The 24,485-nt window shown below is 58.2% G+C and carries 20 protein-coding genes; 4 read left to right on the top strand and 16 right to left on the bottom strand.

Features of this window, described 5'->3' with window-relative positions:
- Positions 1 to 186: 186 nt before the first annotated feature.
- Together FYJ78_RS10615 and FYJ78_RS10610 are read right to left on the bottom strand one after the other, a co-directional pair.
- Positions 187 to 1,074, bottom strand: a complete 888-nt coding sequence (locus tag FYJ78_RS10615) for a DMT family transporter (protein WP_154621356.1) — start codon at positions 1,072 to 1,074, stop codon at positions 187 to 189.
- A 72-nt stretch (positions 1,075 to 1,146) separates the two neighbouring features.
- Positions 1,147 to 2,463 (bottom strand): ATP-binding protein, encoded by a 1,317-nt coding sequence (locus FYJ78_RS10610; protein ID WP_154621355.1) that lies wholly within the window; start codon positions 2,461 to 2,463, stop codon positions 1,147 to 1,149.
- A gap of 471 nt (positions 2,464 to 2,934) precedes the next feature.
- Between FYJ78_RS10610 and trpS the strand changes: the two genes are divergently transcribed.
- Complete coding sequence (gene trpS / locus FYJ78_RS10605) at positions 2,935 to 3,957, top strand: tryptophan--tRNA ligase (protein WP_154621354.1); 1,023 nt, start codon at positions 2,935 to 2,937, stop codon at positions 3,955 to 3,957.
- Between the two features lie 81 nt (positions 3,958 to 4,038).
- On the opposite strand, the gene FYJ78_RS10600 is transcribed toward trpS, so the two are convergent.
- Positions 4,039 to 4,920: an ROK family protein gene (locus tag FYJ78_RS10600; RefSeq protein WP_154621353.1), complete on the bottom strand. Its 882-nt coding sequence runs from the start codon at positions 4,918 to 4,920 to the stop codon at positions 4,039 to 4,041.
- A gap of 127 nt (positions 4,921 to 5,047) precedes the next feature.
- On the bottom strand, positions 5,048 to 5,632 hold the full coding sequence (locus FYJ78_RS10595; RefSeq protein WP_154621352.1) for a hypothetical protein: 585 nt from the start codon (positions 5,630 to 5,632) through the stop codon (positions 5,048 to 5,050).
- A 255-nt stretch (positions 5,633 to 5,887) separates the two neighbouring features.
- On the opposite strand from FYJ78_RS10595, the gene FYJ78_RS10590 reads away from it, so the two are divergent.
- Together FYJ78_RS10590 and proC are read left to right on the top strand one after the other, a co-directional pair.
- Positions 5,888 to 7,357 (top strand): sodium:solute symporter family protein, encoded by a 1,470-nt coding sequence (locus FYJ78_RS10590; protein WP_154621351.1) that lies wholly within the window; start codon positions 5,888 to 5,890, stop codon positions 7,355 to 7,357.
- A 115-nt stretch (positions 7,358 to 7,472) separates the two neighbouring features.
- Positions 7,473 to 8,255 carry a pyrroline-5-carboxylate reductase gene (gene proC, locus FYJ78_RS10585; RefSeq protein WP_154621350.1) on the top strand — a complete coding sequence of 261 codons (783 nt, stop codon included), beginning with the start codon at positions 7,473 to 7,475 and terminating at the stop codon, positions 8,253 to 8,255.
- A gap of 50 nt (positions 8,256 to 8,305) precedes the next feature.
- Here the strand turns inward: proC and FYJ78_RS10580 are convergent, their stop codons facing one another.
- Positions 8,306 to 10,180 carry a M48 family metallopeptidase gene (locus FYJ78_RS10580; protein ID WP_154621349.1) on the bottom strand — a complete coding sequence of 625 codons (1,875 nt, stop codon included), beginning with the start codon at positions 10,178 to 10,180 and terminating at the stop codon, positions 8,306 to 8,308.
- Between the two features lie 448 nt (positions 10,181 to 10,628).
- On the opposite strand from FYJ78_RS10580, the gene FYJ78_RS10575 reads away from it, so the two are divergent.
- Positions 10,629 to 12,164, top strand: a complete 1,536-nt coding sequence (locus FYJ78_RS10575; RefSeq protein ID WP_195847946.1) for an SLC13 family permease — start codon at positions 10,629 to 10,631, stop codon at positions 12,162 to 12,164.
- Positions 12,165 to 12,237: 73 nt separating this feature from the next.
- On the opposite strand, the gene FYJ78_RS10570 is transcribed toward FYJ78_RS10575, so the two are convergent.
- The 11 genes from FYJ78_RS10570 to FYJ78_RS10520 all read right to left on the bottom strand — a co-directional run bounded on the left by FYJ78_RS10570 (position 12,238) and on the right by FYJ78_RS10520 (position 24,407).
- Positions 12,238 to 12,381, bottom strand: coding sequence for a hypothetical protein (locus FYJ78_RS10570; RefSeq protein WP_154621347.1), 144 nt, complete (start codon positions 12,379 to 12,381; stop codon positions 12,238 to 12,240).
- 6 nt (positions 12,382 to 12,387) lie between these two features.
- Positions 12,388 to 13,080: a formate dehydrogenase subunit gamma gene (locus tag FYJ78_RS10565; RefSeq protein WP_154621346.1), complete on the bottom strand. Its 693-nt coding sequence runs from the start codon at positions 13,078 to 13,080 to the stop codon at positions 12,388 to 12,390.
- A 1-nt stretch (position 13,081) separates the two neighbouring features.
- Entirely contained in the window at positions 13,082 to 13,870 is a 789-nt protein-coding gene (locus FYJ78_RS10560; protein ID WP_154621345.1) for a 4Fe-4S dicluster domain-containing protein, read from the bottom strand.
- Positions 13,871 to 13,932: 62 nt separating this feature from the next.
- Positions 13,933 to 14,793 carry a formate dehydrogenase accessory protein FdhE gene (locus FYJ78_RS10555; RefSeq protein WP_154621344.1) on the bottom strand — a complete coding sequence of 287 codons (861 nt, stop codon included), beginning with the start codon at positions 14,791 to 14,793 and terminating at the stop codon, positions 13,933 to 13,935.
- Positions 14,794 to 14,871: 78 nt separating this feature from the next.
- Entirely contained in the window at positions 14,872 to 17,886 is a 3,015-nt protein-coding gene (gene fdnG / locus FYJ78_RS10550) for a formate dehydrogenase-N subunit alpha (protein WP_154621343.1), read from the bottom strand.
- A gap of 183 nt (positions 17,887 to 18,069) precedes the next feature.
- Entirely contained in the window at positions 18,070 to 18,870 is an 801-nt protein-coding gene (locus FYJ78_RS10545) for a formate dehydrogenase accessory sulfurtransferase FdhD (protein ID WP_154621342.1), read from the bottom strand.
- A 164-nt stretch (positions 18,871 to 19,034) separates the two neighbouring features.
- Complete coding sequence (gene mobB, locus FYJ78_RS10540) at positions 19,035 to 20,153, bottom strand: molybdopterin-guanine dinucleotide biosynthesis protein B (protein WP_154621341.1); 1,119 nt, start codon at positions 20,151 to 20,153, stop codon at positions 19,035 to 19,037.
- Positions 20,154 to 20,184: 31 nt separating this feature from the next.
- On the bottom strand, positions 20,185 to 21,114 hold the full coding sequence (locus tag FYJ78_RS10535; RefSeq protein ID WP_154621340.1) for an MOSC domain-containing protein: 930 nt from the start codon (positions 21,112 to 21,114) through the stop codon (positions 20,185 to 20,187).
- A gap of 4 nt (positions 21,115 to 21,118) precedes the next feature.
- Complete coding sequence (moaA, locus tag FYJ78_RS10530) at positions 21,119 to 22,108, bottom strand: GTP 3',8-cyclase MoaA (protein ID WP_154621339.1); 990 nt, start codon at positions 22,106 to 22,108, stop codon at positions 21,119 to 21,121.
- A gap of 29 nt (positions 22,109 to 22,137) precedes the next feature.
- On the bottom strand, positions 22,138 to 23,337 hold the full coding sequence (locus tag FYJ78_RS10525) for a molybdopterin molybdotransferase MoeA (RefSeq protein ID WP_154621338.1): 1,200 nt from the start codon (positions 23,335 to 23,337) through the stop codon (positions 22,138 to 22,140).
- A gap of 38 nt (positions 23,338 to 23,375) precedes the next feature.
- The gene (locus FYJ78_RS10520; protein WP_154621337.1) at positions 23,376 to 24,407 is read right to left on the bottom strand and encodes a molybdopterin-binding protein; all 1,032 of its coding nucleotides are present in this window, start codon (positions 24,405 to 24,407) and stop codon (positions 23,376 to 23,378) included.
- Between the last annotated feature and the right edge of the window lie 78 nt (positions 24,408 to 24,485).

Genomic DNA, 24,485 nt, shown 5'->3' with positions numbered 1-24,485 from the left:
TACGATAGTGTTGTCCATAAAAGTATACTTTATGAATCAGCTATATTCTGCACGTCGATGAACCGTATCATGAAACACAAAAAGCGGCCTGCCCATCGCGCATGATGCGCAATGGGCAGGCCGCTTTATCATAGGCTCACAGGGAAAAAACGACGTGCAGGGAGGCTGCTCAGCTGGCTGTTTTTGTCAATTTCGCGCCAGCAGGAATACCGTGCTGATGATGAGTGCAGAGCCTAAAAGATCCAGCAAACCAAAGGATGCCTGCAGAAACAGTACGGACAAAATGATGGCGGACAAGGGCTCGACCGATCCAAGGATGCTCGCCTCGGCGGGCTGGATGTACCGGAGACTTCCCAGATAGCAGCCGAATGCGGCTACGGTGCCGAAGAGGATAATGTAGGCATATACCAGTCCCGCCGTCATCGTCCAGCGAATCTCCGCCTGCCATGGCGGAAAGCATACGGCCAGAACAACGCCGCCGATCAGCATGCCCCAGCCGACGACGAGGGTAGCCCGCCATTTGCGGATCAGCCGCTTCGGCGTCATGGTATAGACTGCCGCTGCCACGGCGGAAGCCAGCCCCCAGCACACGGCATCCCACGGGACGGACAGGGTGTCCATACTGCCATGTGTGACGAGCAGAAACGTCCCTCCGACTGCCAAAGCCACGCACAGAATCTCGATGCGGCGCGGCAGGCGCCTTGTCGCCGCGGCAGTATACAGGATGATGACAATCGGCATCAGGTATTGCAGTACGGTAGCCGCCGCGGCGCTGCCCGCTTTGATACAGGCAAAGTACGTATACTGGACGGCCAGCATGCCGGCTATGGAAAAGATCAGAAGCTCCCGAACGTCTTTCCGATCCCGCCAGATCACGAAGATCCCGTCGCGATGGCACAGGGCATCCAGCCCCAACAGGATCAGTCCGGCCAGAAGCATCCGTGTGACGACCAGCCAGCCGGTGGAGACGCCGCAGTCCTGCAAAAGATACTGCCCGGCCACGCCGCTTCCGCCCCACATAGCAGCACCGGCAATAACCATAAGCAAGCCTTTATTCCTTTGTGTCAGCTGCATTCCATCACCTCAACCGAAAGGTTTCCTGTTTCTGTGTTATCCGATGCGAACGGGCGCTACATAAGTCTCCCCTTATTTGCCGGAGGCTCCGCTGAGCAGGGCATTGATATACTGCTGGGCGGTGCGCCCCGAAATGCCGCTGTGTGTCATTTCCCATTTGACCGCGCCCGCCCGCAGTTCTTCGTCGGTGAGGGAAAGCTCCGGATGGCGGCGGGCCAGAGAACGGACGATTTCAAAATATTCCTGCTGACTGGGCCGGAAATATCCGATAGTCAGTCCAAAGCGGGCCGACAGGGACAATTTTTCCTGAACCGTATCGGTCTGGTGCATGTCGGGATCCACATGATCGGGACGGTCATTCCATGTTTCACGGATGAGGTGGCGCCGGTTGCTCGTCGCATAGATGAGCACGTTGTCCGGCTTGACTTCCAGCCCGCCCTCGATGACCGCTTTCAGGTATTTATATTCGATCTCGAATTCTTCGAAGGAGAGGTCGTCCATATAGATGATAAAACGATAATTGCGGTTCTTGATCTGGGCAATGATCCGCTGCAGGTAGCGGAATTCGTGTTTATACACTTCAATCATGCGAAGCCCCTGATCGTAATACTGGTTCAGGATGGCTTTGATGCTGGTGGATTTTCCCGTCCCCGCGTCGCCATAGAGCAGGACATTATTCGCCCGGCGCCCGGCTACGAATGCCTCGGTATTCTCCTGAAGCCGTTTTTTCTGACTCTCATAGCCAACCAGATCCTCAAGGCGCATGTCGCCGGTCGTCGTGACAGGCTCCAGCAGGCGGCCGGTCACTTCAATCTCCGGCGAGATGCGGAACGCCTTGTTCAAGCCGAACATGCCGACTCCGTACCGCCGGTAAAAATCGGTCACGATGCGGTACATATCCTCTCCATCGGACGCCCCGCTGATCGCCGCACTGAGTTCCTGAACCTTTTCACTGACGCTTTTATTGTAAATCTGCTCTTTTTTCTCCACCGCCTGATAGTCTTCAATGACGCTGAAGCAGTTCAGCCCCAGCGCCTGTTCCATCTCGCGAAAATCGTAGGAAAGCAGGCGGCGGAAGATGTCCAGATCGCTGCGCGCAAATTTTTGCACGCTTCCTTCACTTGCGCCGTGTTTCTCGCAGACCAGTGTAAACGGCGTCTCGGTCGTCGCCAGCAGGAAGGCCAGATAGTTGTGCCAGAGATTGCCGTCAAAGCCATAGCGGGTCGCTACGTCCAGCAGGCGGCTGATCTCTGTCAGGATGTCGCCGGAAAGCGCGTCCCGGTCATAGTTTCCGGAGCGGAAACGGCGGCAGATGTCGGCCAGATGAAACAAGATGCTGTCCTGATCCATGCTGCGGTAAATAATAAGCTTAGCAGTCAAGCGGTACATATTCTCTCCCCTTATATCTGTAACACTGTAAATATCATCCTTTTTCAGTCTACCACAAACCGGCCGATTTTGCACCGCCCTCTCCCGGACGGATAAGAGCCGGGCCGATGTTCCACTCCGGACAAAAGACGGCCACTGCTTGACAAAATCCACCCGGCAGTGCTATATTAATCACGATATGTAAACCGTTGAAGCGAAGATCAAACCAGTCAGGCTTCTGCAGAGAGTCCGGGCAAGCTGTGAGCCGGATGAAACACCAGCTGGCAAATGGATCGCTGAGGGCGCACTGAACGACGGCGTTCCGTCCAGTAGGCTGCGACGCAGGGCACGCGTAAGCTGCCGGGAGTATGTTCGTACTCCGTTAAGCGCATGGCTCAGCCATGAAACAGGGTGGCACCGCGAAGAGATTCGTCCCTGGCAGTACAAACTGCCGGGGTTTTTTATTGCTCCGGCTCAAAGGAGTGTTTTATCATGGAAAACAATGCACAAAAGCCCGCCGAGGAAAAGAAGATCATCTTGTCCGGCATTCAGCCGACCGGCGTTTTCACGCTGGGGAACTACCTGGGCGCTGTCCGCAACTGGAAGACGATTCAGGATGAGTACCGCTGCTATTATTTTATCGCCGATCTTCATTCCCTGACGATCCAAATCGATCCGGCCAAGCGCCGCCAGCAGACCCTGCAGGCTTTTGCCCTGCTTCTGGCCTGCGGCATCGATCCGGAAAAGAGCCTGATTTTTGTTCAGAGCCACAATCCCTGCCATGCCGAGATGGGCTGGCTGATGGACTGCTGCTCCCAGTTCGGCGAGCTTTCCCGCATGACGCAGTTTAAGGACAAGTCCGCCAAGCATCCGGACAACATCAATGCGGGCCTGTTCACCTATCCGGCTCTGATGGCGGGCGATATCCTGCTCTATCAGGCAGACTATGTGCCGGTCGGTGCCGACCAGACGCAGCATCTTGAGTTCTGCCGCGACATCGCGACGCGGTTTAATCACGCATACGGCGAGATCTTCAAGCTGCCGGAGGGGTATTTCCCAAAAGCCGGCGCGCGCGTCATGAGCCTGCAGGACCCGACCAGCAAAATGAGCAAATCGGATACGAATCCGAAAGCGACCATCTCCATCCTCGACGAGGAGCCGGTCATCCTCAAAAAATTCAAAAGCGCGGTCACGGACAGCGAGGCCCGGGTATGCTATCGCGAGGATAAGCCGGGAGTCAGCAATCTCATGACCATCTATTCTGCAGTCACGGGCAGGACGATGGACGAAATCACTGCGGAGTTTGAAGGAAAAGGCTACGGCGACTTCAAAGCGGCCGTCGGACAGAGCGTAGCCGACGAGCTCCGGCCGATCCGGGAAAAGTATGCGCAGCTCATGCAGGACCGCGCTTATCTCGAATCCCTGATGCGCGACGGGGCGGAGCGGGCGACCCGCATCGCGGCAAAGACGCTGACGAAAGCCAAGAAGCGCGTCGGCCTGCTGCTGGAAAAATAAGGAACAAAAAGTGGATGGGACAACATGCTTTCGCATGTCGTCCCATCCTTTTTTTGTTCCCGAAGAATCGGGAGGTATCGCTCAGCGATGCACCGAACGGAAATGGCAGACGGCGCCCAAGAGATTGGCATCGTTGCCGTGCAGGCACGGGAGAATCTTCGGGCGGATGCGGGCCACCGCCGCTTCCTTCATAATCCTGTCCAGATGAGATTCGATGCCGGGGATCAGATCGCTCCGGCTGCTGATGGCGCCGCCGAGCAGGAATGCCTCCGGATCAAAGATGTATTGAATGTCGTAAATCGCCCGCGCGAGGAATTCATACATATCGTCAATGATGCGGGCCGCCGTCTCGTCGCCCGCGTCGCGAAGCTCATAGACCCTGCGCCCGTCAAATTCATCCGGCGAAACGCTGCGCGCCTTTGCCATGCGGCGCTTGAGTCCGCCGGGGCAGCCGCCTTCACTCAGGATATTGCGCAGCTCACGAATGTACATATAGCCGAACTCACCGCCATGGAGGTGTGCGCCATGAATGATTTCCTTCCGATGAACCAGCGCGCCGCCGACGCCTGAACCGATTACAAAAAACGCCACATCCTGATAGTCGCGTCCGGCGCCGGTCCAAACTTCACCCAGTGCCGCGCAGTTGGCATCGTTTTCCATCGCAGCTGGAAGGCCAAGGCGCTGCTCCAGCTGCTGACGGATGGGGAAATCATGGATGTACGGCAGCGCGCTGCTCCCGCCGATTACGCCGGATTCATCGTCGACCGCCCCCGGCATGCTGAATCCGATACCGGCCAGCTCGCAGAAATCCGCCATGCGGGTTTTCACGTCCGCCAGATTGGCGAAAAAGGTTTCCTTATCCTTCGGCGTCACAAAGGAGCCCCGTTCGGCAAAGGTTCCCTTTTCATCGATTACGGCATACTTCACGCTGCTTCCGCCCACATCAAAGGCCAGATAATTCATGCTGTCCACTCCTTCTCAGTATAAAGGGATTACGGATTGCTTCCGATTTTAAAAAGATATATCTTTATTTTAACGAACATCGGACAAATTGCAAGCCCTTTCTGGGAAATTGGTGCGGCGTTACAGTTCAATCGCCCAAAACCGACTCCGGCAAGGGAATCTGAAGCATGTGCTCCGTTCCCGGCTCGTGACGAACCACGTCCGGAGCATACAGCATTTCCAGCTGGTAGACATCCATGCCGAATACCGCCGCGGCCATGGCGGCGGCCACCGAGGATTCGGAGGTGCCGCCCGTGATGTCCACGGCGCTTTTTCCCACAGAATCCCAAATATCGTGCTGTTTTTTCATCACACGATACAGCGAGGCCATGTCGCCGGGGCTGATGGTCGTGCAAAGGCAGCTTTCCTCTTCCAGCTGGAGCGCATTGACCAGCTGCCGGTACTGCGTCATATGATCTTTCGTGCAGATGACATGAATATTCTGCGGGCTCAGCAGGCCGACCTGAAATGCGACCTCCGACCAGTCCGCGCCAAGCAGCAGGATCATGCCGTAATACTCCGGCAGAGGCCGGCGCCCGTAGCGCTGGGCAAAGCGTTTCAGCGCAAGCGGCATAAGCTCTTCATCGTAATAATTATCCGCCCATAGCTGCTGTTCCGGCGTATCCTGCGGCATCCCCTTCCAGATCCCGATTTTTTCTTCCAATGAAATCATGTTGTTTCCCCCTTCCAAACGATCCGTCCGAACATCCCCCGACCGGACTGCCGTTCGTTCCTTCTCTTTTTTATTCGCTGTCTTCCCCGTTATTCCTGCCCCGGGTGAAAGCCAGCCTGCGAAAGAAGGCGAATCCTCCGTTCCTGACTTGACGAAGGAAAGATACCGGCGTAAGATAAAACTCGTGAAGGGTCACACGCCCCTGCTCTATGAGCATGGGGCTTTTCGGTTTGTGTATAGGGGTGTAGCAAAAATATGGACATTTCTCTTTTTCAGCTGTTCATCCTCTGTACGACCATCGCGGTTGTACTTGGATTCGGCATACGCGCCGCGCGTTCCGTTCATTCCACCAAAGGATTCAGCGTCGGCGGCCGTTCCGCGGGCGTCCCGCTGGTAGCCGGCGGGATCGCCGGAACCTGTGTCGGCGGCGGAGCGACCGTCGGAACCGCACAGCTGGCCGCGGTATCGGGCCTTTCCGCCTGGTGGTTCACGATCGGCTCAGGAGTCGGGCTCATCATCATGGGCTTATTCTATGCCAGACCGCTGCGCCGTACCGCGCTTGAAACGATTCCTCAGTTTCTCTCTCAGCACTTCGGCCTTGCCTGCGGCGTATTTTCCAGCATTATCTCGTCGATCGGCATTCTGTTCAGCGCAGTGGCCAGCTGCCTGCCGGCCATCTATATCATCGCGGCCATTTTCGGCATCCCGTTCTTCCCGGCGACGATCCTGCTGATTCTCGCGGTCGCGGCCTATGCGTTTTTCGGCGGCATGAAGAGCGCCGGCGTCGGCGGTATTTTAAAGATGGCCGTAATCTGGGTCACGATGGCGATTGCCGGAATCATGGCCAGCCACTCCCTGTTCGCTTCACCGGCTTTTTCCGCCGCGCTGCCGGAGGGGACCTTTAATCTGCTGCATGGCGATACGGCGCATATCCTCGCGAATTTCTCCTCCGTGGTCATCGGTATGCTCTGTACCCAGTCGTATATTCAGGCCATTTTTTCGGCTTCCAATCCCCGCACAGCTTCTGTCGCCGCGTTTACGGCGGCGCTGATTTCCCTGCCAGTCGGACTGCCGTGCGCCATGGTCGGCATCTATATGCACACCGCGCATCCTGAAATCACGCCGATTCTTTCTCTTCCGGTTTATCTGCTGACGGAGCAGCCGCCGCTTCTCGGCGGCATCGCCATGGGCGGAATCATGCTGTCCCTGATCGGCTCGATCGCCGGCCTTTCTCTCGGCATCGGCACCATGCTCTCGCGCGACATTTTCCACCGTGCCCGGGTCACGCTGCGCGCCCGCAAAATTCATAAAATCGCCAGCCAGCCTGAGCTGCAGGAAATCGATATACTGGAAATCCCGACGGCCAATCACCCCTGGCATCTTTCCGAGCTGACGGTCACGCGCCTGATCGTCCTCGCGACGATTGCCCTGTCCGCTTTTATCGCGCTGGTCAACGAGGGCTCTCAGGTTCTTTTCTGGAACTACCTCTCCATGGCGCTCCGAAGCGGCGGCATTTTCCTGCCGCTGAGTTTTGCCATCTTCCTGCCGCACACGGTATCGCATCGCAGCGCGACGCTGTCCATGGCGCTGTCGACCGGCGCTGCTCTTGCCGCCGTATTCCTCGGCGCAGCGGGCAATCCTCTGTTTTTCGGTCTGGCCGTCAGCGCGATCTGCCTCCTGCCCTGCCTTCTGTTTCGCCGCGGCAGCGGCCTCGCATCGGATTGAATGGCACACAGAGACAGTCCATCTTCCTATTCAAAAAGCCTTACAAATATTGTAGAATAGAAAGTGGACGACATTTGTCCTTTGAACAAAAACAACGACACAGGGGGAATAACTTATGAATAACCTCGGATTCATCGGCATGGGCAATATGGCGCAGGCTCTGGCTTCCGGCTTCATTCAGGCCGGCGCAATCGATAAAAGCAAGGTGTTTGCTTTCGCGCCCCATCAGGAAAAACTCCGGCGCAATGCCGAGTCCATCGGATTCACGCCGAAAGCCTCGCTGGCTGAGCTCGCCGCGGAGGCCGACACCCTCATCATGGCCTGCAAGCCATACCAGATCGAGGACGTGCTGAAAGAACTCGGCGACGCTTTGAACGGCAAAGCACTCATCTCGATCGCCGCCGGCTGGGACAGCAACGTCTACCAGCAGCATCTGAAAACCAATACGCGCGTCCAGTTCGTCATGCCGAATACCCCGGCGATGGTCGGCGAAGGGGTCCTCCTGTTCGAGGAAACAAATTCTCTGCAGAAGGAAGAGCACAAGCAGATCATGAACCTTTTCGCTTCGGTGGGCATCGTTCAGGAACTGCCCTCGTCGCTCATGGGTATCGGCGGCACGGTAACCGGCTGCGGGCCGGCCTTCGTCGACCTGATGATTGAAGCCTACGGCGACGCGGCCGTAAAATACGGATTGAAGCGGGCCGATGCCTACCGCCTGATCGCGCAGATGATCCTCGGCTCAGCAAAGCTCCAGCTGGAAACCGGCACGCATCCGGCCGTCCTCAAGGACAACGTCTGCTCTCCCGCCGGCACAACCATCCGCGGCGTGACGGCTCTGGAAGAACACGGCTTCCGCAATGCCTGCATCCAGTCCATCGACGCCATTATGAATCGCTAACTCCAAACAAAACGGGAGGGAGCTGCCTGACAGCCCCTCCCGTTTTGTTCTTATCGGGATGCTTTTTTCTTTTCCGCAGCCTTTTTGTCTGCGGCTTTTTTTTCGTCCCGGATTTGTTTTTCTAATTTCTTTCTCGCGTCAGCCTTCTCTTTCCGGAGTGTCTGGCAGTCCTTTTCGGAAATGTCCTTGAGATATTCTTCCGGTATCTGCCGGAAGGCTTTGGGCTGCAGGCGGTAGAATTCCCGGTAATTCGTCAGCGCATTGGCGTGATCCGCCATTTCGTCGCAGATCTGTGCGCTCATGAGCCAGCTGTAGAGATTGGAACCGTCAACTTTTTTGGCCTGATCCAGATCCCGCAGCGCGGCCTCACGGTCACCGGCCATCCGGTAAACGTCGGCCCGGTTCAGGAAGTTGTAGACATTTTTCGGGTCCAGACGGATGGATTGATCGGAGTCCGCCAGCGCCGCCTGAAAATCTCCCTGCACGGCTTTGGCGCGGCCGCGTATGGCATAGTTTTCCGCTTCGTTTTCCGGATGGCGGGCCGCAAAGACACGGTTCATCAGAAACATGGCTTTATCTCCCATGCCGTAGTCGCTGTAGGCATCCGCATTGCCGCGCATGTTTTTTACATCCCGCGGATCCGCTCCGAGCACTTCTTCCTTCACCTTTTGTATGTTCTTCCGCCGGGCGGCTTCGGCCTGTTTCATTTTCTTCCGCGCGCCGCTTTTTTCCTCACCGGCATAAGCCTGTACGACAAGATCGCGCAGCCGCGCGCCCGCATGATCCGCAGCAAGGAAATACTGCAGCGTCTGATTGACCCGGGTTTCCGGCAGGCAGGTCATGCCGCCCCGCCCGTCGCTGCGAAACGCCCAGCCGTCCGGGCTGTCATAGTCATGAAAGGCCTTGGCGATGGCTCCGGCCACGTAATAGGCGTTTTCCCACGTATTGTCATAAGTATCGTCCGTCCAGTCAGCGCTCAGAAGCTTCTGCCCGTCGATATAGATGTCCCGCCGGTCCCGGACCGTCACATGGCCGCAGCCGTAGTCAGACATCATCCGGGCCAGTTTCTGCTCGCGCAGGTCGGTATCGGGATGATCATTGTAGTTTTCCTGATTTTTGTTTTTCGGGTCCGGATCCTGATATTCCAGCACGTTCTGCGTTTCATAGGTCAGGTAATGGGCCATTCTGGCCATTGCCGCCGCGCCGCCGCCGGGATTGAAACCGGCGCTGGCCATGATGTAAAACCCGCCTTCATCCGCGTCATACTCCGTCGGCAATGTGACATTTTTGGCAATCGAATAGCTGGCCAGTCCATTGAGCTTGTTCCAGTCCATGAGGCCGGCGTCCATGTTTAAAAAAGCCATGCCGTAGTACTGCGCGACGGCCTTGGCATAATTGTGCGCGCTGTGCTGTTCGATGCCATGTGTCATTTCATGCGCCAGTACGGCAGCCAGCTCATCCGGGTCGAGATTCAGCCCGCGCACCAGCGCTCTGTTGATGCTGACATAATTGGTCGGATAACAGGACGCGTTGAATTCCCTGCTGTTGTTGACGCTCCACACAAACGGCAGCGAATTGACTTTCAGCGCATATTCGCCTTGTTCGGTCAGCTGCGTCATGACGCGGTCGACGACCTGCCGGTCATGACGGTTGGGGTCCTCCCCGTTTTCTTTCAGATCCTGCCGCCGGCTCTGAATCTGGGCGCTGACATTATTTCCCATGGACAAGATGCTGGACAGCGCTGATTTATAAGCACCGAATACGCCCAAGGCCTGTGCGGCCGCTCCCCAGACATCTACTGCCTGCGCCCGCTGAGCCGGCGCCCATACCGCACCGGCCGCCAAAATACCGGACAGGGCCAGCGCAGTCAGCTTTCCCTTCCATTGATTCCGCTTATCGTTCAAGGAAACCACCTCTATTTCCATAAAAATCTATTCTTATTCTACCACATCCAGCTTGAAAACAAGGTGAGAATTCCCTGAAAACTACGGATCATCCGCGCCGGATTACACGCATTTTTCATAAAATGACGCTATACTAAGCTTGTCGATGAGAACAACGCAGGCCGTTCATCCGGCTGTTTGATCTCATGGATATTCCTTAAAAAAGAGGGAACATCCCATCCTTCTTTCTTCCCATTTCTCAAACGTTCTATCATCCCTTCCCCGAGCGCCCCGGCAGGATTTTCCGCCGGGGCGCTCTTTCTGCGAAGAAACAAACTATGCCTAAATAGAATCGTTTTTTTGCCGTCTCGTCTATTGAAAAAATACTGAATATTATTTATTATTAAACCAAGAACCGTATTACATCCATGTCTTTATCTTTTCTTCTTATTTTATCGACTGCAAAAGGAGGCGTATTCGTTTGGACAAGATGAGCAAAGAAGCACTGGCCGTCAAGCGTGCGGAACAGGCTTTTGACCACAAGCGCCGTACCATCGGCCTGTTCGGTGGCCCCATACTGGCCGCACTGGTTTTTCTGACGCCGATCGCGGGACTGACGCTGGCTGCTCACAAGCTGCTGGCCATCATGGTTCTGGTCGCGCTTTGGTGGATCACTGAGCCGGTCCCGATCCCGGTCACGTCGCTGATCGGGCCGACGCTGGCCGTCGTGACCGGCGTCATCCCGGTAGGCGCAGCGTTTGCCGCGTTCGCCAACCCGATGATTTTCCTTTTCATGGGCGGCTTCATTCTGGCCAAGGCCATGATGACGCATGGCCTCGATAAACGGTTCGCCTACTGGCTGCTGTCCCGTTCCTGGGTCGGCTCGAACCCGAAGCGGATTTTCCTCGCCGTCGGCCTCGCCGCCGCTCTGTGCTCCGGCTGGGTCAGCAACACGGCAACGGCCGCCATGATGTTTCCGATCTGCCTCGGCCTGCTGACCTCCATCAAAGAGATGTTTGCCGCCAACGGGCGGGAGATCGATCTGCACGAATACAAATACGCAACCGGACTCATGCTCATGACAGCGTATTCCTGCTCGATCGGCGGCGTGCTCACGCCAATCGGAACGCCGCCAAACCTCATCATGCTGGGATTCCTCGATCAGATGTGCGACATCCATGTTTCGTTTTTTGAGTGGATGACCTGGGGCTTTATCGCCATGGTCGTTTATTTCCTCATCGCTTACGTCGTTCTCTCGCATATGTTCCCGGCAGATGTCACCCGCATCGAGGGCGCGGAAACGTTCATTCAGGGAAAACTTTCTGAGCTCGGCGGATGGACGCGCGCTCAGAAAAATACGCTGTTCTGCTTTCTCATAGCGGTCGTCCTCTGGGTGACGCCCGGCTTCCTTTCCATCGCCTTCGGCAGCACGGACCCGACGCTCAAGATGTACAACAAGCTCTTCCCGGAAGCGATTGCCGCTATGCTCGGCGCGCTGATCCTCTTTATCCTGCCGGTCAATTTTGAAAAGCGTCAGTTCACGCTCAAGTGGTCGGAGGCCATGGAAGGTATCGAGTGGGGAACACTGATTCTGTTCGGCGGCGGTCTGGCCATGGGCGGCATGATGTATAAAACCGGTCTGTCGCAGTGGGTCGGCGATCTCATCGTCAGCTCCATGGGCGGCGCTCCGACACAGGTCGCCATGGTCGCCATCTTCTCGGTCATGGCCCTGCTGCTCTCCGAGCTGACCAGCCATACAGCGGCCACAAACATGATCGGTCCGCTGGCCATCACGGCCGCGGTCGCCGCAGGCATCAGCCCGATCCCCGTATCGGTAGGCATCGCGCTTTCCGCATCGCTCGGATTCATGCTGCCCGTATCTACGCCGCCAAATGCCATCGTCTATGCTTCGGGCTATATCCCGATCACCAAGATGATCCATACCGGCGTCATCATCGATACCGTCGGCATCGCCTGCGTTACGATCCCTCTGGTCATCTATTTCGTCAGCTGGATCACCGGATAACCGCCATTCATCCGCAAAAAAATCCGCTTTCGGCGGGATGCCCTGCGCATCCCCGCCGAAAGCGGATTTTTTATTATGCCTCGCCGTTAATCCGGTAATCGCGAAAGGAATGAATCCGGCCGGACTCCATGCCCGCAATCAGCTCACGGATCACCTTCGAATCTGAATCATCCAGCGGAAGGAACCTGTTCTCCGCCTGATTGCACCAGCTGCGCATCGCGCTTTACTCCTGACTGGCCCGTTGAATTTCTTCGCGCGTGACCTTTCCTTCTTCGATGAGCTCCTCTACCCATTTTCCATGATGCTTTGCCGCATAGCCGGCCTTTACCGTGCCGTCCAGCATGCCGTGAAGCGAGTCCGGGTTGACGCCGAGCGCCAGATAGATGTGTCCGATTGCCGCCGCAAACCCGATTCCCGCGCAAAGGCTGTGCAGCGGAATCATCCAAGTACGGACAGCGGGACTGATATGCCCTTCGCCAAACCAGAGAATCAGGCCGGAGACGACCAGCAGAAACCAGAATACGGCCTGCAGCGCAATATTCATCTTTTCGCCGCCGTTGTAAAAGGTCTGCGGCGGTATTCCCTCCGGCTCCCGGCCGATCAGCTCCGCGGGAAACTTCTGATTGAACACGATATCATCGCGTCCGAAGCGGAACACTTCCCGGATCAGACGCAGGATTCCTTCCCGCGCCGTAAACAACAGGCCAATGATCGGATTGGCGATAAAAATAACGGCGAAGAAGCGATGCGCATACTGCAGATTGCGCGCGCCCAGCGTATCGTAAAGCGGGCGGAACCAATCGGAGTAGAGCGGCAGTGCGGTGAGAAACAGCATGAAAAAGCAGACGGCGTTGATCCAGTGAAACCAGATGAAGCCTTTCTTATGCCGTTGGATGTATTTTTTGTTAACCAGCATGTTATTTCTCCTCCTTTCCGCGTCCCGCCATTCCCTTGACGGCAGCCATGCCGAGCACGCCGACGATCGCGCCGGCGCCGGCCAGCTTGCCCAGCGGGCGCACGACATCTTTCCAAAGATCGATGGATGACGATGTCACCGGATCGTCGGGCAGCCCGTAAACCGCCGGCTTATCGGGCAGGACGTACAGCATATGGATTCCGCCCACGCCCTGCGGGTCATAGATATTGGCGTCAGGATGCCCCTCAGCCTTGAGCTCTTCCAGACGTTCCCGCGCTTTCCGGTGCATGTCTTCCTTTGTACCGAAAAGGATGGCGTCTGCCGTGCAGGTTTTGGAGCAGGCGGGTTCCATGCCTTCCTCTATCCGGTCAAAGCAAAGATCGCATTTCGTCGAGGTATGCGTCCGGGGATCAATCTTCGGGACGCCGAACGGACAGTTATGCGAGCAGTAGCCGCACCCTACGCACAGATCCGGATGGATCACCACCGCACCGGTTGGCATCTGCTCGATAGCCTGCTCCGGACAGCCCTTGGCGCAGGCCGGATCTGCACAGTGCATGCACTGACGCTTGAAAAAATCCCAGTGAAAGTTTCCCTGCGCATCGACGCGCTCCTTCATTTTGATGAGGTTCCAGGTCGAAGGGGTCAGCTCCGCATGAGACTGATATTGTCCTTCAAAGGGAGTCGACATATCCGCCGGCAGGTCATGCCATTGCTTGCAGGCAACCATACAGGCGCGGCAGGCGCTGCAGCGGGCAACGTCGTGCAGCATAGCCATTTCTTGTGCCATTTTTGTGTTCTCCTTTCTCCTCGCATGACGGCGTCGAATATCCCTGCCGTCATGCGGTCTGCTCACGAATTGGCGAGCATGATGCTTCCTTTTTTATGGAGACCTTTTTCTTCTCCCAGAAGATCCAGATGGATGGTCGCCCAGTCTCTGAGGTAGATTTCTTCCCCGCCCTCTTCCCGGCAGGTCTTGAGGTATACATGGCACCGGTCGCAGACATCCAGCCGCATCGCCGGCTCTTCTTCCGCTTCCAGAATATGTATCGTCTTCAGGTCCTGATTGCCGCAGTAGACGCAGCCGACGCGCGCGGCGCGCCACATCGTATGACAGCCGTCACAGACCAGATAGCGCGCATGTCCCTCCTGCTGCCTGCGCAGCTGGGCAAGCACCGGCGGACGTCCGCAGACCGGACAGTAAGGGCGCGACCAGTCTGCCTGCGCCCAAATCTCCGGTGCCTTTATCCCGTCGGGGAGCAGGGCCCGAATGATCTGCCAGCCCAAAAAGCGGACCAGCGCTTCATTCAGACGGGCGGCTTCGGCAAAGGCATGAATCTCTGTATCCTCCTGCCGCAGCAGCCAGCCGAAACATTGCTGGATCTCGGAAAGCTCCGCCTCATCCGCCCAGATTTTCCAATCCTGCAAAGCGGTCTTCATGGGGGCAGGAGCCTCCAGCGCTTCCATCGCGGCCAGCACATCGCTGAGTTCCACAGCAGCCACTTTGACCACAGTCTGCTGCAGCTGCGCCTGCTGAAGAAGCGGCAGGCCGTCCCGTACCAGTCCGGCCAGCTCCTGCGGTTCAGGCAGGGAAACCGGCGCGACCTGTTCCGACAGGATCTTTTCCATGCCGAGATACAGCTTCGCCGTCTCTTTCAGATAGGGGTGCTTTTTCAAGTATTCATCCATCATCGATTCTTTTACCGGGTTCATAAACGTCTCCTTTTTCCTCGTTAAGGAACCGTTGATTTACAAGGGGTTCGCCGCTTCATACGGCTTTTCCCCCATCCATCATGCCTTGGCAAGATTGACCAGACAGGCCTTAAATTCCTGCTCCTGCGTATTCGGGTCCAATGCGTCAATGGTCAGATAGTTCGTACTCGGGCCGGTAGACAGTCCCTTGAAGCCCCAGCTGTACGGCATCCAGACCATATGCGTCTCCTGTCCGTTGACCATGAGCGGCCGGGCGCGCTTGGTGACCATCGCCTTGACTACGACCTCGCTCCGGGCCGAGCTGACTTTTACCTTGTCGCCGGCTTTAATGCCCAGTTTCCCGGCAAGCTGCTCGCTGATCTCCACGAACGGCTCCTTGACCAGCTCATTGAGCCAGGGGATATTGCGCGTGACCGTACCGGAGCACCAGTGCTCCGCGATTCCGGAGCTGCAGAGTACATAGGGGAACTGATCCGGCGTGCCGACCGGCTGTTTTTCCGGCAGGCGCGGATAAATCAGGCAGGGATTTTGCTGCGCATTCTTGTTCTCATGCAGAGCGTTGTGCGTCGGGCTCTCGCATGGCTCGTAAAACTCGGGAATCGGGCCGTCGACCGGCGTACTCGAGGCATCCCGCGTCGTGCCGTCGGGATTTTTGTCCTGATACGGAGCCGCATAGATCCGGGCGATTCCCTCCCCGTTCATGCGGAACGGCTTCTGACCGTCCGGCGTATCGGGGCCATGGAGGCGGTTGCCGACATCCGGCACATCGTAGCCGGTCCACTTTCCGGCAGCGCGGTCCCACCAGACGACCGGATGCTCGGGATCGGCAGGACTCCCGTCCGCCAGACAGGACGCGCGGTTGTACAGGATATGGATATTGTCCGGCCATGCCCAGGCAAACTTCGGATAAATGCCGATGTTTCCCGGATCCTCCTGCCCGCGCCGGGCCGTCATATTGCCCTCGCGGCCGTAATAACCAGCATAAATCCACATACCGGAGCTCGTCTCGCCATTGTCTTTCAGCTCGCCGATGCCGTTGACCAGCGCGCCGGTCGCCGTGTCGCGCCCGCTGATTTCCTTCATGATATCCTCGACAGTATGATCGTCCGAATAATCCCAGGTCATGAACCGGATCGGATCGTCCTTCGGATCGCCCGAATCCTTGTAGAGTTCGACGATCCGGCGCCAAAGCAGATTGTTGATCTCATAGTCCGGCTTGGAGCTGCCGACCGGGTCCGGCCCCTTCATGCGCCACTGGATCAGGCGCATCGAGTTCGTAATAGAGCCCTCGCGCTCCAGATAGGAGCAGGCCGGCAGATAAATGACCTCGGTCTGGATATCCGCCGGATTGTCGCCGGGACGGTTCCAGAACTCCGCCGTCTCATTGACGAAAATATCCTGCACGATCAGCGAATCCATCTTAGCCAGGCCGTCATGAACCAGTCCGGCGTTGGCGTTCGTGACCTGCGGATTCTGTCCGCAGAGATACAGGGCGTGCATGGTTCCGCGGTACGCATCCTCAAAAATGGCATAAATCGAGTCCGGATGATGTCCGTTACGGATTGCACCGTAATTGAACCCGAAGTCGTTTTCTGCCGTGGCATGTTCGCCGAACCATGCTTTTGTCATATTGACATACCACTTGCGGCGGAACGTGCCGTATGCCTTGGTCCATTTGGCCAGCGTATTGGTCTTATGCGTCGGAGCCACAAGATAGCCCGGCTGCATATTGAACTCGATGCCAAAATCGGTCGATGCCTGAACGTTCGGCTGACCGCGCATCGCATCGATGCCGCCGCCCGATATGCCGATGTTCCCCTTCAAAAGCTGCATAATCGTAAAGCAGCGAATGTTCTGAACGCCGACCGTATGCTGCGTCATGCCCAGCGCATACATCATGACAGCCGGTTTGTCGTTGTCCAGCCAGATCTGCGCCGCGCGCTTGACATCCTCGGCCGGCATGCCGGTGATGTTCGTGACCATGTCGAGCGTATAACGGCTATAGTGCTCTTTCAGACGGGTGAGGACCGTATTAGGCGCGAACAGGTCATCTGCCTTCTGCGGCTTGCCGTCCGCCCCGAGCGCGTAGCCCCAGGTTTCCATGTCGTAGCTCTTCGCGGCTTCGTCATAGCCGGAGAACAGGCCGTCCTCAAAGTGATAGTCATCGCGGAGCAGGCAGGCGCCGTTCGTATTCCGCAGGACATAGTCCCGGTTGAACTTGCCCGTTTCCAGCATCTGCGAAATGATATAGCCGAGGAACACGATATCCGTGCCCGGACGAAGCTGGAAATAATCATCGGCGATCTTCGAAGTGCGCGTATAGCGTACATCGACATGCACAATGCGCGTGCCATGATCCTCACGGGCCGCCATGACATTTTTAAGCCCCATCGGATGACATTCCGCCAGATTCGATCCTTCAATCCAGACCAGCTGCGTATTCTTGAGATCCCCCCAGGGATTCGTCATCGCGCCGCGCCCGAACGCCGCGCCCATGGCCGGCGGCGTATTGGCATGGCAGACGCGCGTCTGATTGTCGATATAGACCACGCCGAGCGCGCGGGCCATCTTGATATTCTGATAGCATTCCTCATTGTTGATCTGAGAACCGCCGATAAAGGACAGGCCGTCGGTCCGGCGCACCTCAACGGTCTCGCCGTCGATCGTCTCCGTCTGCTTCCAGCCCTTTTCCCGGGCATTCTTCATGGCATGCGCCGCCCGGTCAATCGCTTCTTCCCAGCTGATCTCTTCCCAGTGATCGCTGCCCGGCGCACGGTAAAGCGGCGTTTTGCCGCGGTTTTCCGCATTCGGTATCTGGCCGTAGCCCAGTCCCTTGCTGCAAAGCGCACCGCGGTTCACCGGACTATCTGCCGCCCCTTCGAGGTTGATGAGTTTGCCTTCCTTTACATAGCCGATCACCCCGCAGCCGCAGGCGCAGAAATGGCAGATCGAGGTAAACTCTCTCGCCCCTTTCAGTTTGAATTCCCTTGCGGCAGCCCGGACTTTCGGCATATCGAGTCCCAGACTGGCCAGCGCAAGGCCGACGCCGCTGAGACCTGTGGCTTTCAAGAAGTCACGTCTGCTCAAATCCATCAAAGCTTCCTCCTTCAGTCTCCTAAAAATAGACAGATCTATAAAAACACAAACCGACGCCGCGCCGGGCCGGCGGATTTCCCGAAAAACCGTATGAGGCCTCCGGGGAATCCGCCTGACCTGCCGGGCAATAGAATCGGTTTATGATTTTATGCAAAAAAAGTATCGGAAAATTTCAGCGGATCATGCCAGTACGATGCGCTGCGGATTCGTATAGATGCAAAAGCTCCCCGGCGCCATTCTGGCGACCAGCGTGATGCCGAGCTTTTCCGCCAGCTTCAGGGAAAGCGTCGTCGGCACCGATTTGGCAGCTACCGCGCTGATCCCCATCCGCCCGAGCTTCAGCATCATCTCCGAGGAGCAGCGCCCGCTGAACACAATGATCTTGTCCGTGATGTCCACAGCGTTCCGCAGCGCCCAGCCATACAGCTTGTCAAAGACATTGTGGCGTCCGATATCCTCGCGGAAGACCAAAATCTCCTTCCGCTTCTGATCAAAAATCACGCCGCTGTGAACGCCGTTGGTCTTTTCATGCGTGGCAGCCAGCTCAGACAGCAGCTTATCCGCACAGGACAGGATATCCTCCGCCCGAAACCGGACGTCGCGCGGCCGCTCGAAGATTCGGGACGGATCGCAGTCAAGGATCTGACGGGCGCGGTAGTAGCGCGGGTCCTTGGCCGATTCTTGCGCCCATGCCTGAGCCGCCGGCGTAGTCCTGACCCGCGCTTCCAAAGCCGTTTCGTCGATGCGCAGCTCTACGACGTCCTCCGCCCGCCGAATCTGTCCCATCTGCGCCAGAATGCCTGTCACGAGGTCCTCATGATCGCCGGGCGAACAAAAGGATGTCGTAAGCTTCCGGTCATTGAGATAAATATCCAGATAACACTCTATGGACGTGTACTTATGATTGGCCACAAACTTTCCCGCCGCGGCTTCGTAGCGGATAACGGGAAAATCGACCAACTCCTGCTCTCTAGGCTTCATGCGCCTGCCTCCTGTCCTGCTGTGCTTTTGCTTTCACGCCTCCATTCTAACAAGAAGTTTCTCCTTCTGCAAACGACAAAAAAACCGGCCAAAGGCCGGTTATAATCCATGTTAATTTTATCATTATCTGATTTTTGCCACGTTCAAAAAACGGGCAAACCATCTCAGAGCGGCAGTCCGGCACCTTCCCGTCCCATCAGGAAAAGGGTCAGACGCTTTGCGGCCTCCATATCGTCGAGATCATACTGCGCCACGGTATCGTCAGGCTGCGGCACACGGGTAAACCATGCCGCCGTATCTTCATCCGCCAGCAGTCCGCCGCGGCCGCGCCACAGGGAAATCTTCGGCGCGCAGCCGTGACTGCGGCTTTCCAGCAGAACCAGGTCCGTTCCTTCCAGCTGATTCGCCACAGACAGCAGCGAAGCGCGCGCAGGTGTGGCCCGTTCGATGAAATAGCCATGCGGCGACACCACCGCCACGCTCTCCGCGCCAGCCTGCCGAAACCGCCAGCTGTCCTTTCCCTCAGTATCGACATCGTAGCCGTGGCAGTCACCCTTCACTACGCCGACGTGAAGCCCTTCCTCCCGCAGAAGGGGAATCAGCCGCTCGATAAAGGTAGTCTTTCCCGTCCCGGAAACCGGTGCAGAAATCGTAAGAAACGGCACGGGGCGCCGCATATTGGCCATCCGCCCGCGGGCCAGCCGCAAACCGGCCGGATCGTTGACATTGAAAAAACATTCGGGGCGGCTCAACGGCACCGTATGATGCGGAAGCGGCTCAATCACCCCGCCCAGCCTGCGCACCCCGGCGGCCAGAGCCTCCTCAAAGGCCGCGGCCATGCTCCGATGGTACAAGGCCGCCAGCGGCTGCAGACGGGCGCCGGACTCCGGCAGGACCGCCAGCGGCCCCGTCTCCCCGCCCGCCGGCAGACAGGACAGCAGCGGCTGCAGTACCGGAAAGACAAAGAACGGCATGTCACAGGAAACCGCCGCGGCGTATTCCGTAGGCATCGCCCTGAGGCCGCAGCGCAGCCCTTCCATAGGGCCGCAGCCCTCCCGTTCATCTTCCACCAAAACGGCGCCATAGCGCCCGGCCAGCTCCTCCAGCTCCGGCGACGCGGCGCCGCAGCAAAGATACCGACGGGCGAACGGCCGGCGCGCAGCCTTGCGCAGCATCCATTCCAGCATCGGCACGCCGTCCAGCTCCAGCCAGCGTTTGTCCTTCCCCATCCGGGAACTCCTGCCGCCCGCCACGATCAGCAGGCTCAGCGATGAAATATCCAAAGCGCATCCCTCCCCGCCGCAGTCCTTTCGCTCAGGATCTGCCGCACTCGCCGGCATCGCCCCGCAAAATCGCAATGCCGTGCTTTAGCTCCGGCAGGACAAAGCCGAGACATTCCCCGACCGCCTTGACGCTGCCGGGCAGATTCACAATCAGGGAGCGCTTGCAGATTCCCGCCTGCGCGCGGCTCAGCATCGCGCGGTGCGTCACCTGCATGGACAGCGCGCGCATCGCCTCGGGAATCCCCGGCGCCAGCCGGTCGCAGACGGCCAGCGTAGCCTCCGGCGTCACATCCCGAACCGAAAAGCCGGTACCGCCGGTCGTGACGATCAGTCCGATTCCCCGGTCAGCGTATTCCCGCAGCTTATGCTCGATATCCTCCCGCTCATCCGGAAGCACGACCAGATCGGACACGAGATATCCCGCCTCTTCCAGCATGGCCCGGACCTTCGGTCCGCTCTGATCGATGCGCTCGCCGCGGCTTCCCTTGTCGCTGGCCGTAATAACGGCTGCATCCAGCGGCATCGCTTCTCCGTCCGCCAGAGTCAGCGTATCGCCAACGGTAATCCATCCTCCATGCAGCACACGGGCAAAAACGCCCTCGCGCGGCATGATGCAGTCGCCGACCTGCTGCCGGATCGCGCAGCTCTTATGGCACTCCTTGCCGATCTGCGTGATCTCAAACCAAACCTCTCCGCACCGCAGGCGGGATCCCACGGGAAGCTCGCGAAAACAGAATCCGTCCGCGGCAATATTCTCCCCAAAGGAGCCGAACCGCACATCGGCACCGCGCCGACGGAACGCCTCAATCTCCTCCTGTCCGAGAAAACTGACCTGACGATGCCAGTTTCCGGCGTGCGCATCGCCGACAATCCCCCACTCGGTCCGGAACAACGCCCGATGAACCGGCTTTTTCAGCGTCCCTTTTTTCTCACTGACACAAAGCGCCTGAATCGTTCCCATTCGCTCAGCCTCCTACCTGATACATGGCCCGATGATCCCGGGCCTGATTGTCCTTCTTCTGAAAAAAATGCTCCTCCGGCTTATGACAGACCGCCTGACGTATCGCCAGCCTCAGGTTTTCCTCACGGATTCCGCTGCGCAGCAGACGGCGCAGGTCAAGGCCGTCCTTCGCATTCAGACAGAGCTTCAAATAGCCTTCCGCCGTCAGCCGGATACGGTTGCAGGAGGAACAAAATTTATGCTCGATGGCATCGATAAAGCCGACCTGCCCCGCAAAGCCCGGAAGGCAATAATAAACGGCCGGGCCGCAGACCGACGTCCGGCGAAGCGGCGCGGGGCGAAGCGGGCCGAACTCCCGCTCAATCCTGCGGCGCACCTCTTCCATCGCGATTCCGCTGAAGCCGGCATGGCGGGCGCAGCCAATCGGCATCAGCTCGATAAAGCGCACCTTCAGACTGCGTTCCCTTGCCAGGCGCACCAGATCCATGAGTCCGGCTTCGTTGACGCCGCGTATCGGCACGCAGTTCAACTTGATCTCCTTCATGCCGGCCCGCCGCAGGCAGTCGATGCCGCGCAGCACCTGCGGCAGCGCCGGTCTGCGGGTGATCGCGGCAAATACCTCAGGATCCAGTGTATCCAGACTGATGTTCACCTCGTCCACTCCGGCCCGGACCAAAGGCTCCGCCAGTTCCGGCAGCAGCACGCCGTTTGTCGTAAGCGCGATCTGACGGATGCCCGGCACCTGACGAATCCTGCGAACCAGATCCGCAAGTCCCCGGCGAACCAGCGGCTCGCCGCCCGTCAGACGGACCTTTCGAACCCCCAGCGCTGCCAGCGCGCGAACCACCTGAAGAATTTCATCAAAGGTCAGGATATCCTCATGGCGCAGTTTCTCCACGCCGGATTCCGGCATACAGTACCGGCAGCGGAGATTGCAGCGGTCCGTCAGAGAGATCCGCACATATTCGATATTTCGCTCAAATTGATCCAGCATAACGTGACCCTTTCTTTCCTTCATCCGGCTCAGAGCAGTACCACGCCGACCTTCGTTCCCGGCTCCAGCGGGCCGGTGCCGGCCGGAATCTCCACAAAGGCGTTGCAGCCCACGGCGGAGAACAGGCTTCCGGACGCATGCTGCTCCGGGATCCGCACCTTTCCCGCCTCATAATAGGCCCGAATAAAACGGCGCCCCGGACTCGGCTTGGAGAATCCATTCGTCAGCACCGCCTGCACGCGGCGCACAAAAAGCTCGTCCCGGCCGCTTAGCTTCGCCAGGACCGGCCGCACCAAAAGCTCGAAGGTCGCGCAGGCAGCAAATGGATTCCCCGAAAGCGCGATGCCCAGCGTTTCGTCCGCCGTATACGCGATGGCCGGCGCGCCCGGCTTCATGCAGACGCGCCAGAACAGCCGTCGGCCGATCTGACGGACTACGCCGTGCATGATGTCCTTTTTGCCGACGGACACACCGCCCGTCGTAAGGATCAGATCGCTCTGATCAAGCTCCGCCTGAACGGCGCGTGCCGCTTCCGCGCAATCATCGGGAAGGATACCCAAAATCTTCGGCGCGAAGCCCATTTCCCGCAGCCGTCCGGCCAGCAGATACAGGTTGCTGTTGTAAATCCTGCCGGGCTGCAGCGGCTCGCCGGGCTGCAGCAGCTCATCACCCGTACTGGCCAGAGCGATGCGCACCGGCCGGATGACATTCACCCGGTCACAGCCCATGCTGGCCAGCACCGCGAGATGCGCGGCCGTAATCTTTGTCCCGCCGCGCATCAGCATCGTCCCCCGGCGGATGTCCTCCCCCGCAAAGCAGTAATTTTCCAGATGATGCAGCGCCAGCGGAACCGACAGCGTATCCCCCTCCGCCGCAACGTCCTCCTGCCGGACGACGCAATCGCAGCCGGACGGAATCGCCCCGCCGGTCATAATGCGGACCGCACAGCCCCGGGGAACCGACCGGTCAAAGAACTGTCCGGCACATTCCTCGCCGATGATGCGCAGCCGGGCCGGCGCCTGCGGCGTGGCCGACGCCACGGCCCGCGAATCAAACGTATAGCCGTCCAGTGGGGACCGGTCAAACGGAGGATTATCAAACGGCGCCGAAAAATCCTCCGCCAGCGTGCGCCCCAGCGCCTCCATCAGCGGAACCTGCTCCGTCCCGCGAATCGGACCGACCTGTTCGAGCAGAACCTCTACGGCCTGTTCCAAAGAAATATCCTGCATACTTGCCCTCCTCTTCACCGTCTCAGGCGCACAGCCGCTCAATGCTGAAACCCGCAGACCGGATAATGGCATACCCTGCAGCCCATGCAAAGGCCGCCGATACCGAAACGGCGAATCTCGCGGCGGGTGAGCATCTCGCCTGCAATCACACGCGGCAGAACGAGGTCAAAAATCGTCCGGTCATTGTACATCACGCATCCCGGCAGGCCCATGACGGCGACCGTCCGATCATCCTGACGGATATACCCCAGCAGGAACATTGCTCCCGGGAGCACGGGCGCGCCATACGTCACGATCTCTGCGCCGGCATCGCGGATCGCGGCCGGTGTGCGGTCGTCCGGATCCACGCTCATCCCGCCCGTACAGAGAATCACATCCATCCCAAGGCGCACCAGCTCGCGGACGGCGCCTGACGTATGCTCCGTCACATCATCCGTCAGGCGGTGCTCCTCGATACTCAGTCCGAACGCCTTTAGCTTATCGGCGAGGACTGGCGTAAAGGTATCTTTGATGCGCCCCTCGAAAACCTCCGTCCCCGTCGTCACCACGCCAACCCGGACGTTTTTCCGGTAGGGCCTCAGGCGGAGCAGCGGCCGGTCTCCCGCCGCCTGCCGGACCTGCTCCATCTTTTCCTTATCGATGACCAGCGGGATCACACGCATACCGGCCAGCTTCGTCCCGGCCCGCACCGGCATATTCTGCGGCAACGTCGCGATCGTCACCTCGTCGATCCCATTGACCGCGTCAAACCGCTCCTCATCCACCTGAAACACGCCGTCCACCGTGGCCCGCAGCTCGATTTTTCCCTCTTTTGGCTCCGATGCTTCCATATAATCGTTCTGGCAAAGGCTCTGCAGGATCCGTGCCGCCTCATTCTCATGCAGCTTCGATGGATCGTTTTCCCAGACAAAGATATGATCCTTGCCCACCGACAGCAGCACGGGAATATCCTCCTCCGTAATCACATGCCCCTTGCGGAAAACAGCGTCCTTCGTCACGCCGCGGATAATCCGGGTAATATCATGACAAAGGATCTGCCCTGCCGCATCGACCGTTCGGATTTCCTTCATGGTTTTCTGCCTCCATCCTGTCCCCGAACCCGCAGGAAAGATTCGCCGGCATCTCTCCGCCCCCGCGTTTCAGGGTTC

The sequence above is a fragment of the Wylensekiella montiformis genome (assembly GCF_009697385.1).
In the GTDB taxonomy this organism is placed as follows: domain Bacteria; phylum Bacillota; class Negativicutes; order Selenomonadales; family Selenomonadaceae; genus Selenomonas_A; species Selenomonas_A montiformis.
This window is presented reverse-complemented; position numbering and strand designations above follow the sequence as displayed.